Source organism: Defluviimonas sp. SAOS-178_SWC, assembly GCF_039830135.1.
Taxonomy (GTDB): domain Bacteria; phylum Pseudomonadota; class Alphaproteobacteria; order Rhodobacterales; family Rhodobacteraceae; genus Albidovulum.
Genome location: NZ_CP156081.1, coordinates 3,708,311 through 3,720,989 on the forward strand (window position 1 = coordinate 3,708,311; position 12,679 = coordinate 3,720,989).

At 66.9% G+C, this 12,679-nt stretch carries 12 protein-coding genes; 11 read left to right on the forward strand and 1 reads right to left on the reverse strand.

Going from position 1 to position 12,679, the window contains the following annotated elements:
- Positions 1 to 37 precede the first annotated feature (37 nt).
- Complete coding sequence (locus tag V5734_RS19130) at positions 38 to 355, reverse strand: hypothetical protein (protein ID WP_347311197.1); 318 nt, start codon at positions 353 to 355, stop codon at positions 38 to 40.
- A 222-nt stretch (positions 356 to 577) separates the two neighbouring features.
- Between V5734_RS19130 and deoC the strand changes: the two genes are divergently transcribed.
- The 11 genes from deoC (at position 578) to V5734_RS19185 (ending at position 12,598) form a co-directional block, all read left to right on the forward strand.
- Positions 578 to 1,552, forward strand: a complete 975-nt coding sequence (gene deoC / locus V5734_RS19135) for a deoxyribose-phosphate aldolase (RefSeq protein ID WP_347311198.1) — start codon at positions 578 to 580, stop codon at positions 1,550 to 1,552.
- A 7-nt stretch (positions 1,553 to 1,559) separates the two neighbouring features.
- Positions 1,560 to 3,917, forward strand: coding sequence for an aldehyde dehydrogenase family protein (locus V5734_RS19140; protein WP_347311199.1), 2,358 nt, complete (start codon positions 1,560 to 1,562; stop codon positions 3,915 to 3,917).
- Positions 3,914 to 4,612: a fumarylacetoacetate hydrolase family protein gene (locus tag V5734_RS19145; RefSeq protein ID WP_347311200.1), complete on the forward strand. Its 699-nt coding sequence runs from the start codon at positions 3,914 to 3,916 to the stop codon at positions 4,610 to 4,612. Before V5734_RS19140 ends, V5734_RS19145 begins: the two co-directional genes overlap by 4 nt.
- 299 nt (positions 4,613 to 4,911) lie before the next feature.
- Entirely contained in the window at positions 4,912 to 5,808 is an 897-nt protein-coding gene (locus tag V5734_RS19150; protein ID WP_347311201.1) for an ankyrin repeat domain-containing protein, read from the forward strand.
- A gap of 190 nt (positions 5,809 to 5,998) precedes the next feature.
- Positions 5,999 to 6,580 carry an amino acid synthesis family protein gene (locus V5734_RS19155; protein WP_347311202.1) on the forward strand — a complete coding sequence of 194 codons (582 nt, stop codon included), beginning with the start codon at positions 5,999 to 6,001 and terminating at the stop codon, positions 6,578 to 6,580.
- On the forward strand, positions 6,580 to 7,941 hold the full coding sequence (locus tag V5734_RS19160) for a hypothetical protein (protein ID WP_347311203.1): 1,362 nt from the start codon (positions 6,580 to 6,582) through the stop codon (positions 7,939 to 7,941). The genes V5734_RS19155 and V5734_RS19160 overlap by 1 nt, the downstream gene beginning before the upstream one ends.
- A 107-nt stretch (positions 7,942 to 8,048) precedes the next feature.
- Positions 8,049 to 9,341, forward strand: a complete 1,293-nt coding sequence (locus V5734_RS19165; protein ID WP_347311204.1) for an ABC transporter substrate-binding protein — start codon at positions 8,049 to 8,051, stop codon at positions 9,339 to 9,341.
- Positions 9,342 to 9,384: 43 nt separating this feature from the next.
- Positions 9,385 to 10,266, forward strand: coding sequence for a branched-chain amino acid ABC transporter permease (locus V5734_RS19170; protein ID WP_347311205.1), 882 nt, complete (start codon positions 9,385 to 9,387; stop codon positions 10,264 to 10,266).
- Positions 10,263 to 11,204, forward strand: a complete 942-nt coding sequence (locus tag V5734_RS19175; protein WP_347311206.1) for a branched-chain amino acid ABC transporter permease — start codon at positions 10,263 to 10,265, stop codon at positions 11,202 to 11,204. The genes V5734_RS19170 and V5734_RS19175 overlap by 4 nt, the downstream gene beginning before the upstream one ends.
- Positions 11,201 to 11,902 (forward strand): ABC transporter ATP-binding protein, encoded by a 702-nt coding sequence (locus tag V5734_RS19180; RefSeq protein ID WP_347313670.1) that lies wholly within the window; start codon positions 11,201 to 11,203, stop codon positions 11,900 to 11,902. Before V5734_RS19175 ends, V5734_RS19180 begins: the two co-directional genes overlap by 4 nt.
- Positions 11,903 to 12,598, forward strand: coding sequence for an ABC transporter ATP-binding protein (locus V5734_RS19185; RefSeq protein ID WP_347311207.1), 696 nt, complete (start codon positions 11,903 to 11,905; stop codon positions 12,596 to 12,598). It abuts the gene before it with no gap.
- Positions 12,599 to 12,679: the final 81 nt, after the last annotated feature.

Here is a 12,679-nt window from a genome sequence, read left to right on the forward strand (position 1 = left end):
GGCGCGATTGGCACGGATGATTGCCGGATTGGCGCCGTCACAGGTCACGGAAATAGGGGTCGATCTTCCAGTAGCCCGCCATGTCTGCCGCCTTCGCATGGGGCAGGCCAACCGCCTCCATCGCGTAGAAATCGACGCCGAGGAGCGCCGCGAGGCGCCAGCCACGCGCGGCCCCGTCCCGGGCCGGACTGCCTTCGGCGAACATGGATTCAATTTCGGTCGCAGCGCTCACCAGAACATAGATCAGCTCGGTCGCCCGCGCCTCGGGCCAGCGGCCGACCATCTCGCGGACAAGCGGGCGCCAGCCATCCGGCGCATCGAGCAGATGCTCGATCGCGAAATGCACCTTGTCCAAACTGGCCGCCCCACCAGACATCGACCGTTAAAATCAATATCGCGGCCCCCAAAGCCGCTTCCATCCGCCCCTGTTGGGCCCCGGATCGGGCGCGCCTGTCAATAACCTTCGGGGAAACGCTACGTTTTTGATCCGATGGTCAAATCCCGCCGTTGCAGTCGCACGGGACATTCGCTAGCGTCTCGCGCTATAGTCCGTCAGCGCCTGGTACAGGATATCGCGATGCCGAGCCATAAAGGCCAGCACCTTCCCAACAGCGAGCGCAACCCCGGCGTTCCCCTGTCGCTCGATTGGTTCGAACAGATCGCGGTCAACACCCCGGCGGCCGAGCGGCGCGCGGCGACGCTGACCACGCGGCGGACCGTGAAGAAGGAATGGCAGGCCGCCTGGCTCGTCAACGCGGTCCGCTGCATCGACCTCACCACACTCGCGGGCGACGATACCGAGGACAGGGTGCGCCGCCTCTGCGCCAAGGCGCGGCGCCCGCTCGCCGACCACATCATGGCCGGGCTCGGGCTTGAGGCGCTTCATACCGGCGCGGTCTGCGTCTATCCGACGATGGTGCCCGCTGCCGTGAAGGCGCTTTCCGGAACCGGCATCCCCGTGGCCTCTGTCGCGACCGGCTTTCCCGCGGGGCTGATGCCCCTGCCGCTCCGCCTAGCCGAGATCCGCTGGGCCGTCGATCAGGGGGCCGACGAGATCGACATCGTCATCACCCGCGCCCATGTCCTCGACGCGAACTGGTCCGCGCTTTACGACGAGATCGCCGCGATGCGCGAGGCCTGCGGCGGCGCCCATATGAAGGCGATCCTCGCGACCGGGGATCTCAAGACCCTGCGCAATGTCTACAAGGCGAGCATGGTGGCAATGCAGGCCGGCGCCGATTTCATCAAGACTTCGACAGGAAAAGAGGGCTTGAACGCGACCCTGCCCGTGAGCCTCGTGATGGTAAGGGCGCTGCGCGATTACGGCGAGCGGACGGGCGTTCGCATCGGCTTCAAGCCGGCGGGCGGCATGAAGTCCGCCAAGGACGCGATCGCCTGGCAGATCCTGATGAAAGAAGAGCTCGGCACCGGCTGGCTTTCGCCGCATCTCTTCCGTCTCGGCGCCTCCTCGATGCTCGGGGATATCGAGCGCCAGCTCGACCACCACGTCACCGGACGCTACGCCGCGTCCTCACGTCATGCGATTGCCTGAGGGACCGATGCCGACAGTGACCGAGATACTGGAAACGATGGAGTACGGACCGGCCCCCGAGGCGTCGGGCGAGGTCATGGCCTGGCTCAAGGCGCGCGGCACGTTCGGGCACTATATCGACGGGGTCTTCACCAAACCGGGCAAGACGTTTGAAAGCATCAATCCCGCCACCGGCGCACCGCTCGCCAAGGTCAGCCACGGCAGCGCGGCCGACATCGCCACCGCCGTCAGATCCGCCCGCGCGGCCCAGCCCGGCTGGGCGAAACTTCCCGGCCACGAGCGCGCGAAATGGCTCTACGCGCTGGCCCGCCACATCCAGAAACGGGAACGCTTCCTCGCCGTGCTGGAGACGCTCGACAACGGCAAGCCGATCCGCGAGAGCCGCGACATCGACGTGCCCCTGGTCGCCCGGCATTTCTATCACCATGCCGGCTGGGCCGAGATGCTGGAGGACGAATTCCCGGGGATGAAGCCCGTTGGCGTCTGCGGCCAGATCATCCCGTGGAACTTCCCCCTCCTGATGCTCGCCTGGAAGATCACGCCAGCGCTCGCCGCCGGCAACACCGTGGTCCTGAAGCCTGCCGAACAGACGCCCCTGACCGCGCTCGCCTTCGCCGAGATCTGCGCGGAGATCGGCCTGCCCAAGGGCGTCATCAACATCGTGACCGGCGACGGTGAAACCGGCGCGGCGCTGGTGGCGGCGGATGTGGACAAGATCGCCTTCACCGGCTCGACCGAAGTGGGACGCGCGATCCGCAAGGCGACGGCCGGGACGGGCAAGAAGCTGACGCTGGAGCTTGGCGGCAAGTCGCCCTTCGTGGTCTTCGCCGATGCCGATCTGGATGCTGCCGTCGAGGGCGTGGTGGACGCCATCTGGTTCAACCAGGGCCAGGTCTGTTGCGCGGGCTCGCGCATCCTCGTGCAGGAAAGCGTCGCGGCGACCTTCCAGAAACGCCTTTCCGCGCGACTGGCGAAGCTCCGAGTCGGCGATCCCCTGGACAAGTCCACCGATGTCGGCGCCATCGTCGACGCGACCCAGCTTCAACGGATCCGCGACCTTGTCGCCGAGGGTCAGGCGCAGGGCGCCGTCCTCCATCAGGCGGAAGGCCAACTGCCCTCCGCCGGTTGCTTCTTCGCGCCCGGGTTCTTCACCAACGTCGCCCCCGCCAACATCGTCTCCGAGGTCGAGATCTTCGGCCCGGTCGCCACGCTCACCACGTTCCGAACGCCCGATGAGGCGGTGGAACTGGCCAACAACACCCGCTACGGGCTCGCCGCCTCGATCTGGTCTGAAAACATCAACCTCGCGCTCGACGTGGCCTCCAAGGTCAAGGCCGGCGTCGTCTGGGTGAATTCCACCAACATCTTCGACGCCGGCGCCGGCTTCGGCGGCTACCGCGAAAGCGGGTTCGGCCGCGAAGGCGGGCGCGAGGGAATGCATGAATACCTCACCGGCCCCGTCCCGAGGGCGAAGCCCGAGGCGGAACCGGGGCGGCTCGATGCCGCGCCGGTTCCGGGCGCCGCGTCGAAAGGCCCCGCACCAATCGACCGCACCGCGAAGATGTATATCGGCGGCGCACAGAAGCGGCCCGATTCCGGTTATTCCTATGCCGTCATCGCGAAGGGGCGGGAGATCGGGCTTGCCGGCCTCGGCAATCGCAAGGACATCCGCAACGCGGTCGAGGCCGCGCACAAGGCCGGCGGCTGGGGCAAGGCCACCGGCCACAACCGCGCGCAGGTACTCTACTACCTCGCCGAGAACCTCTCGGCGCGGGAAGCGGAATTCGCCCAGCGCCTGAAATCCGCCGGCGTCCCGAAACCGGCCGACGAAGTGGCGACCGCGATCCGCCGGGCGTTCTACTACGCGGCCCAGGCCGACAAGTTCGACGGCGCCGTCCATTCGACGAAGTCGGCCCACGTGACGCTCGCCATGCCCGAAGCCTTCGGCGTCATGGGCGTGGCCTGCCCGGACGACGCGCCGCTTCTGGGGTTCCTCAGCCTCGTCCTGCCCGCCATCGCGATGGGCAACCGCGTGGTGGCGATCCCGGCGCCGTCGATGCCCCTTGCCGCGACCGACCTCTACCAGGTCTTCGACACCTCCGACCTTCCCGGCGGCGTGGTCAACATCGTGACCGGCGCCAGGGACGAGCTGGCCAAGACCCTCGCCCAGCACGACGACGTCGCCGCGATGTGGTATTGCGGCGGGCCGGACGGGGCCCGGATGGTCGAGGCCGAAAGCACCGGCAACCTCAAGGCCACCTGGTGCCTTGCCAACCGCGACTGGCATGGCGCCGCCGGTCAGGGTCGCGACTTCCTGCGGCGCGCCACTCAAATCAAGAACATCTGGGTTCCATACGGCGAATGACCGACATCCTCTTCCCCCTGCCCGCCCCCGTCCTCGTGCCGATGCGCGACGGTTCAGGCTTCTTCCCGGTGACGCGGATCTTCTGCGTCGGACGCAACTATGCCGATCACGCCAAGGAAATGGGCGCCGAGGCCGACCGCGAGGCGCCCTTCTACTTCACCAAGTCGCCCGCCCACCTGACCCTTACCGGCGCGACGATCCCCTACGCGCCCGGCACCGCCGATTTCCACCACGAGATGGAATTCGTCGTGGCGATCGGCGCCGACGGGTTCCGGGTGAGCGCGGAGAAAGCGATGGACCTCGTCTTCGGCTATGGCGCCGGTCTCGACATGACGCGGCGCGATCTTCAGGCCGCCGCGAAGGACAAAAGGCGCCCCTGGGACACCAGCAAGGATTTCGAGTATGGCGCGATCCTCGCCCCCCTCTCCCGCGCGGCCGAATTCGGCGTACCCGGGCCGCAGGCGATCACGCTGCTTCTGAACGGAGAACCGGTCCAGCGCTCGCACCTGTCCGAGATGGTCTGGTCGGTGCCCGAGATCGTCGCGCATCTCTCGACGCTCTACCACCTGCGGCCCGGCGACCTCATCTATACCGGCACCCCGGCAGGCGTCGGCCCGGTCGAGCCCGGCGACCGGCTGCACGGAGAGATCGACGGCCTCGCGCCGGTCGATCTCATAATCGGGGCAGCGACGTAAGTCGGCGATGGCGGCCCGCCGCCGGTCGGCTCCGGCCTCTGCGCGGGGGCCGGGGAAGACGGGATGCGGGATTGGGTTCGCCCGCGTCATGCGCGTCGCACCAGTCAAAAACGAGGACAGGGCGCGGCGCTCCGCAGGCTCAAAGGCGAACTGCCGCTCGCGCGGGTTTGCGCCCAGGGGACAATGACGGCTTTGTGCGCACCACAGACACGGCGGATCGCCAAGCCGACCATGTTTTGGCGCACTGCGCGAGTCGTGGTATAGTTTCCCATTCACATCTCTGAGGGGAGGACGTCGCCATGCAATCGCGTGTCTTCTTGCACCTTCGCCTTCTTGCCTTTGTTGGTCTCTTGCCAGGGGCCGCCGAGGCGCAGGATCTGAATGCCTTGGCCACCTCGGGCGACATGCCGGCCCTGAGGGCGGCCCTGCCCGAAGGCTCCCATCCCGACCCGGACATACTCGTCGAGCCACTCTATCATGCGTCCCAACGTGGGCGGGGCGAGGTCGTGACCTACCTGTTGTCTTTGGGGGCCCGGCCCGACTCCGCGACGAAATTCGGTACCGCGCTCGGGATTGCCGCCCGAAACGACCATACCGGAATTGTCGCGGCCCTGCTTGCCGCCGGTGCCGATCCGAACCTGCCTGGCGGTGAATTCGGACTGATGCCGCTTCACCAGGCAGCCGAGCGCGGAGCAATCGAGTCGGCCCGACTGTTGCTTGAACATGGCGCCGACGTGAATGCCGAAACCGCTCGCCTGGGGTGGCCCGCCATTCATTTTGCGGGATCGAAGGACCGAGCCGAGATGGTCGCATTCCTGCGCGACATGGGCGCCGCTCCCGCGCCCGTGGATGCCTTGAAGCCGGGGGAAATCGGGGCGGCCTCGCTCGAGACGGGACGCGTTCTGGCGATCGAGTGTGGCGGTTGTCACGGCATGGCACCCGGCAAGAGCGGCACGGGGCAACATCCTGGCCCCAACCTAGTCGGCGTTATCGGCAGGGCCAAGGCGTCGGTCGAGGGTTTCCCCTACTCGAAGGCGATGCGGTCTCAGGCGGGGCGCTGGACACCCGAGGAACTCAACGTTTTTCTCGCCGACCCGCACGATGTCGTTCCAGGGACCGAAATGACCGGCGGTCGTCAGCCCGATCGCGCTGCGCGGGTTTCCATCATCGCCTATCTCAACCAGCTTGCGCCGTAGCGACACGTGTAAAGCAAATCCTCGTCGCGCTGGCTGACACTGACAGCGATCAGCCCGCCTGCGATCCGATGCACGTCCGGTTTGTTCCGCACGGAAATCCGACGTGGATCCGACACAGGCAAGAACCGGAATGTTGCGGCCCCACAGGGATTGCGGCATGGTTCCGGCATCCGAAGAAGGAGCATCGCCCGTGCCTACGTTTCGCCTGCGCAAGATGAGTGTCATCCTCGACGAGATCCACCACGACAGCGGACCGGACGCGCCGACGCCGCGCCTGCGCGGGGCGGTGCTCGCCGTCGTGTCGAACCCCTTCGCCGGGCGCTATGAACCCGACCTGCAACCGGCGATGGAGGATCTGAAGCCCCTCGCCGTGACGATGTGCGAAAGGCTCATCGCCGCCCTCGGCGGCAAGGAGGGCATCGACGCCTACGGCAAGGGCGCGATCGTGGGCTCGGCGGGAGAGCTCGAACATGGCGCGCTCTGGCATGCGCCCGGCGGTTACGGGATGCGCGCGATCCTCGGCGACCCGAAGGCCATCGTGCCCTCGACCAAGAAACTTGGCGGTCTCGGCGCCTCCATCGACCTGCCTTTGACGCACAGCGACGCCTCATACGTCCGCAGCCATCTCGACGCGATGACGGTGAGCGTGCCGGACGGGCCGAAACCGGACGAGATCGTCTTCGCGCTCGTCATGGCCAAGGGGCCGCGCGTGCACAGCCGCATGGGCGGGCTGGAAGCCCGGGATATCAAGGGCGAGGACGGTCTGCGCTGATGCGCGCACTCGCGGTCGTCGCGGTCCTGATACCGGCGGCTGCGTTCGCGCATGCCTCCGAACGCGCGGTCATGCTGACACTGCCGACGGGCTGGTACCTGATCGGTGCCGGCGTCGTGGTGGCCCTGACCGCGGCGCTCGGGCTTCTGCCGGGTCGGCTTCCGGCCTTCACGACGCACCGGCTTTTCGACCGGCCCGCGCTGCTGTCACACAGCGCGACAAGCTGGATCGGGGCCGCGCTGTTCTGGGGGCTTGTCGTCGTCGGGATCTGGGGCACCCGCGATCCCCTGGAAAACCTCCTGCCGCTGACCGTCTGGACGGCGATCTGGGTGGGCCTCACGCTCGTCTCCGTCCTTTTCGGCAATCTCTGGCGCGATATCGAGCCCTGGACAGGACCGGTGCGGTTTCTGCGTCGGCTGACAGGCTGGAAGGGCGCCATCGGCCTCTCGCGCCTCGGCCATCTGCCCGCGACGCTTGGCTACCTGGCCTTCGCCTGGTTCGAGATCGTGTCGCTTTCGCCCGCCGATCCGTTCGTCCTCGCCCGCGCGGCAGCGGTCTACTACCTGCTGATCCTCGCACTCGCGGTGGCCGAGGGCGAGGACTGGCTGCCCAAGGGCGAGTTCCTGACGGCCTATTTCGGAATGATCGCCAGAATCGCCCCTTTCTGGGCGGAGCCGACGAACGGCCGCCTCACGGTCATGGCGGGGTTGCCGGGCGTGCAAGTTCTGCGTCTGCCGCCGCTCGGCCCGTCGGCCATCGCCTTCGTGACGCTGATCCTCGCCTCGGTCAGCTTCGACGGGCTGCACGAGACCTTCTGGTGGCTGATCCGGCTCGGCATCAACCCGCTCGAATTCCCCGGCCGCTCGGCCGTCTACGGCGCCAACAGCGCCGCACTGGTGGTCTTCTGGGGTCTGAGCGCGTCCCTCATCCTCGGTGCGATCCGCCTCGGCCTGCCGCGCGGGGCGCGCTTTCGTGCGCTTGCCGGGCCGCTCATGCTGTCTTTCCTGCCGATCGCGGCGGGCTACCATGTCGCCCACTACTTCGTCGCGCTGCTCACCAACGGGCAATACGCGATCGCCGCGCTCAACGACCCGTTCGGGGCGGGGCTCTCGCTCCTCGGCCTGCCTGAGCATTGGGTGTCCTTCGGTTTTCTCAACGAGCGCGGCGGCGTCATGGCGGTCTGGCTTATCCAGTTCGCGGTGATCCTGACGGCCCATGTTCTGGCCGTCCTTCTGAGCTACCGGCTCTCGGAGAATATCGACGGCGCCCAAACATTTCGCGCCCACCTGCCGATGACGCTTCTGATGGTCGCATACACCGTCTTCGGGCTCTGGCTGCTCTCCGCGCCGGTCGGCGCGTGAGAAAGGGTTTGCATTGGGCCCCGAGTCGTTGTTCCGTTGCCGTGGAAAAGACCCACTCAAGCGCGGAATTCCAAAAAACCGCGCCGGTTCAACAGCGGAGATGTTTGATGACCAACAAACTGCTCACCCCGAATCCCTCACGCCGCTCGGTTCTGAAGGGGGTGGCCGCTGGCGGCGCCCTTCTGGCGACCGGCATGACCCCGCGTTTCGTACAGGCGCAGTCCTCCGCCCCAATCAAGCTCGGCTTCCAGCTACACCGCACCGGCATCGGGGCCTCCTACGGCCGCTGGTACGAACGCACGGCCACCGCCGCGCTGAAGGTTCTGAACGACGCCGGCGGCATCAATGGCCGCCCGGTCGAGATCGTGTTCGAGGATGACGGCACCGATCCCAAGCGCGGCGCCGAGGTGGTCGAGAAGCTCACCAGCCAGGCGAATTGCGACCTGATCTTCGGGACGCTCTTTTCCCATGTCGTCATGGGCTCCGCCCCCCGCGCGGGCGAACTGAAAGTCCCCTATCTCGTCTGCTCCGAAGGCCACCATGTCGCATCCGGCGCCTTGAACCGCTGGACGCTGCAACCCGGCATCACGGACGTCAAAAGCCAGGTGCAGTCGATGGCGCCCTGGGTCACGCAGATGCTCGGCAAGAAGGTCACCATGGTCTTTCCGGACTATGCCTTCGGCCACGACCACCGCGACTTTTTCACCGCCGCCGTCGCCGCGCAGGGTGGCGAGGTCATCAAGCATGTCGCGGTCCCGCCGACCGAGACCTCCTTCACCCGCTACTTCCCGCAGATCCCCTCGGATACCGAGGTGCTTTACCATGTCATGGTCGGCCCCGCCGTCCTGACCTTCGTGAAAGAACTGGGCGAGTTCTACGGCTCGGGCGCGCGGCCCCAGATCTTCGGCTTCATCGACTCGCTCGAAGCCGTGAACATCGCCTCGCCCGGCCTTGAATTCCTTGAAGGCACGCATTTCTGGGAAGGCCACCCGCGCTACAAGCAGGCGGATGCCTCCGAGGCCGAAACAGCCTACCGCGCCGCCGTCGGCGTCGACGACACCGGCGCGTCGGTCTCCGACCCCGCCGACATCGCGACCTACGCGCACATGTTCTCGGTCTGGGAAACGCTCTTCGCCATCAAGGACGCGATGCAGGCCGCCGGGTATCAGGGCCCGGACGACCGGCAGAAGGTGGTCGAGGCGATGGAGGCGATGACCGGCTTCGACGAGGGCAACGAACATCCGCAGGGCCCCAAGGTCTTCAACGGCAAGACCCACCAGGCCTTCGGGCTTCAGTCGATCTCGCGCGTCGAGGGCGGCAAGCTGGTGCGCGTACACCAGACCGCGATGGAGGACGGCTTCTATCCCGACGAGGTCGACTACACGACACAAAGCTTCTGACCAGTAAGGGACGGGCGGGGACATTCCCCGCCCGAACTGTGCCGTGGACTTCGGACCCTTCCTTCTCCTTGCCCTGATGGAGGGCCTTGTCACCGCCGCGGTGCTTGCGCTGACGGCGTCGGGGCTGAGCCTCGTCTTCGGCATCATGCGTGTCGTGAACGTGGCGCATGGCGAGTTCTTCATGCTCGGCGCGGTGCTGGCCTGGTTCACGTCGCAATGGGTGCCGGGGCCGCCCGCCGTCGCCTTCGCGGTCGCGCTCGTGGTCTGCCCTCTGATTGTCGGGGGCATCGCCGCGCTCGCCGATACGCTCGTGCTGAAACGGCTGCACTACGAACCCGAGGCGACCATCGTCGCCACGATCGGCCTTCTCTACATCCTGCAACAGGCGGCGCTGAGCTTCTTCGGCCCCGACGCACGCCCGGTCCCGGCACCTTTCTCCTTCCGCCTGCAACTGCCGTGGTTCGGCTATTCCGGCTACAAGCTTGCGGTGGTGGTCGCGGCGGTCCTGCTCTTGCTCTGCGTCTGGTTGATCCTGAAGCATACGCGCGCCGGGCTGGTGATGCGGGCGACGCAGATCGACCGCGACACCGCCCGCGCCTTCGGGATCAACGTCGACCGGGTCTATGCCGGCGTTTTCGCGATGGGCGCGGGGCTCGCCGCCATCGCCGCGGTGCTGATCGTGCCGATCCAGCAGGCGCATTACCTGATGGGGGGCGATCCGCTCCTGCTGTCCTTCATCGTCGTCATCATCGGCGGCCTCGGGTCTTTGCGCGGAACGCTTGTCGCGGCGCTTCTGATCGGCCTTTCCGACGGTGTCATCTCCACCTTCTTCGCCCCGACGCTGGCGAAGATCATCGCGACGCTCGTCGTGGCGCTCGTCCTCGTCTTCCGCCCGCAGGGCCTGTTCGGGAAGCGCGCCGCATGAAGCCCGACCGCGCGCTTGTCCTGCACCTCGGCGTGCTCGCCGCGCTGCTCGCGGTGCATTTCGCGGCGCCGGCCTATCACCACACGAACATCGCCCGGATCATGGTGCTGGCGATCTACGCGATGGGCTACAACATCGCCTTCGGCTATACCGGGCTTCTCAGCCTCGGCCATGCGCTGTTCTTCGGCGCCGGGCTCTACGGGGCGGGGCTTCTGGTCTATCACGCCGGCGCGGGCGCGGCCGAGGCGATGGTTGCCGGGCTTGTCGCCGGCGGCGCGGTGGCACTTGCCGTCGGGCTTCTCGCGCTGCGCACGTCAGGCGTCGCCTTCATGATCGTGACCCTGATGTTCGCGCAAGCGGGCTACCTGACCGTTCTCTATTTCGGCGCCTGGACGCGCGGGGACGAGGGCATCGTCATTCTGCAGGCCGCGAGGAGCATCGGCCCCCTCGACCTTTCCGACGACGGCACCCGTTATCTCGTCGCGCTCGCGCTTTTCGCGACAGCCCTTCTGGTCAACCTCGCGCTCGTCCGCTCGCCCTTCGGGCGCGTCATGGTGGCCATGCGCGAGAACGAGGAGCGGAGCCGGATGCTCGGCTTCAACCCGTTTACGGTGAAGCTCGGCGCGCTCACCATCTCGGGCCTTTACGCGGGCCTCGCCGGTGCGGCCTACGGCCTCATGTTCGGCTATGTCGGCGCAAGCCTCGCCTCGGTGCAATACTCGATCCTGCCGCTTCTCTACGTCCTTCTCGGAGGTGCGGGCACGGTCCTCGGCCCGTTCCTCGGCGCGCTTTTGATGTTCTACCTCATCGACTACGCGAGCGCGGTGACCGACGCGCATCAGTTCGTCACGGGCGCGGCGCTCGTCCTGCTGATCCTCTTCGCGCCGAAGGGCATCCTCGGCACGCTGCGCGCGAAGGGGGTGAAATGGCTGCCGTGACGCTGTTGGAGGCGAGCGGGCTGACCCGCCATTTCGACGGGCTGAAGGCCGTCGACAAGGTGAACTTCGATCTTGCGGAGGGCGAGATCCACGCGCTGATCGGTCCGAACGGGGCCGGCAAGACCACCTTCGTCAGCCTGCTCTCCGGCCGCATCCCGGTCCAGTCCGGCACGATCCGTTTTGCCGGTCGCGACATCACGCGGCTTCCCGCCCATGCGCGCGTCCGTGCCGGCATCGCCTACACGTTCCAGATCACCCAAGTCTACGCGGCCCTTTCGGTCTTCGACAACGTGGCGCTTGCGGTGCAAAGCCGCCATTCGCGCCAGCTGACCGAGGACGCGATGGCCGCCCTTGCCCGCGTCGGGATCGAAGACCGTGCGGACCAGGAGGCGGGTACGCTCAGCTACGGCCATCAGCGGCTTCTTGAGGTCGCGATGGGCCTTGCCCTGAAGCCCAAACTCCTGATCCTCGATGAACCGACACAGGGCCTCGCGATAGGGGAGATCGAGACGTTCAAGGACATCGTCCGCAGCGTCGTGCCGGACGCGACGGTTCTCCTGATCGAGCACAACATGGACGTGGTCATGGATCTGGCCGAGCGCATCACTGTCCTCAACTTCGGCGAGGTTCTGGCCACCGGCACACCAGAAGAGATCCGTGCCAACAAGGCGGTTCAGACCGCCTATCTGGGGGGCTAGATGCTGATCCTCGACGCCATAGACGCAAGCTACGGCGCGGTGCAGGTGCTGCGAGGGCTGACGCTGTCGGTCGCTCCGGGCGAGGTGCTTTGCGTCATGGGGCGGAACGGCACGGGCAAGTCCACCATGCTCAAGACGATCATGGGTCAGGTGCCCGCAACGAAAGGTTCGATCACGCTCGACGGCGCACGGATCGACGGGCTTCCGGCGCATGAGGTGCCGCGGCACGGCATCGGCTACGTGCCGCAGGGGCGGCGGCTCTTCGGCGATCTGACCGTGGCGGAGAACATCGAAATCGGGCTCATGACACGCGGCCGAGGTACGCGCGTGCGCGATTCGGTCCTCGACCTCTTCCCGCGACTCCGCGAGCGGATGACCCAGGTGTCGCGCACCCTGTCGGGGGGCGAACAGCAGATGCTCGCCATCGCCCGCGCGCTGTGCCTCGAACCGAAGGTGCTTCTCCTCGACGAACCGACCGAAGGGTTGCAGCCGTCGATGATCGCGCTCATCCGCGATACGGTTCTCGCGCTGAAGGCAACGGGCGTGGCAACGATACTTGTGGAACAGCGCGTCGACGCCGCGCTTTCGGTGGGCGACCGGATTGCATTCATGGCAGGCGGCAGCGTCGCCGAGACCGTTCCGGCCGGGGGCCTGCATCCGAACGCGGCGCATTTCACGACCTATGTCGGCGTGTGACACCGCCCTCGATACCGCCACCCGAAACGGCGCCCTGCCCGTTTTGCAGGCAAGCAGGCCGCGCCCCCTATCCCCGCGCAG

Bases quoted from the DNA above. Each gene is read 5' to 3' on its own strand.
- deoC (WP_347311198.1), top strand. From the start codon at position 578: ATGCCGAGCCATAAAGGCCAGCACCTTCCCAACAGCGAGCGCAACCCC.
- V5734_RS19140 (WP_347311199.1), top strand. From the start codon at position 1,560: ATGCCGACAGTGACCGAGATACTGGAAACGATGGAGTACGGACCGGCC.
- V5734_RS19145 (WP_347311200.1), top strand. From the start codon at position 3,914: ATGACCGACATCCTCTTCCCCCTGCCCGCCCCCGTCCTCGTGCCGATG.
- V5734_RS19150 (WP_347311201.1), top strand. From the start codon at position 4,912: ATGCAATCGCGTGTCTTCTTGCACCTTCGCCTTCTTGCCTTTGTTGGT.
- V5734_RS19160 (WP_347311203.1), top strand. From the start codon at position 6,580: ATGCGCGCACTCGCGGTCGTCGCGGTCCTGATACCGGCGGCTGCGTTC.
- V5734_RS19165 (WP_347311204.1), top strand. From the start codon at position 8,049: ATGACCAACAAACTGCTCACCCCGAATCCCTCACGCCGCTCGGTTCTG.
- V5734_RS19175 (WP_347311206.1), top strand. From the start codon at position 10,263: ATGAAGCCCGACCGCGCGCTTGTCCTGCACCTCGGCGTGCTCGCCGCG.
- V5734_RS19185 (WP_347311207.1), top strand. From the start codon at position 11,903: ATGCTGATCCTCGACGCCATAGACGCAAGCTACGGCGCGGTGCAGGTG.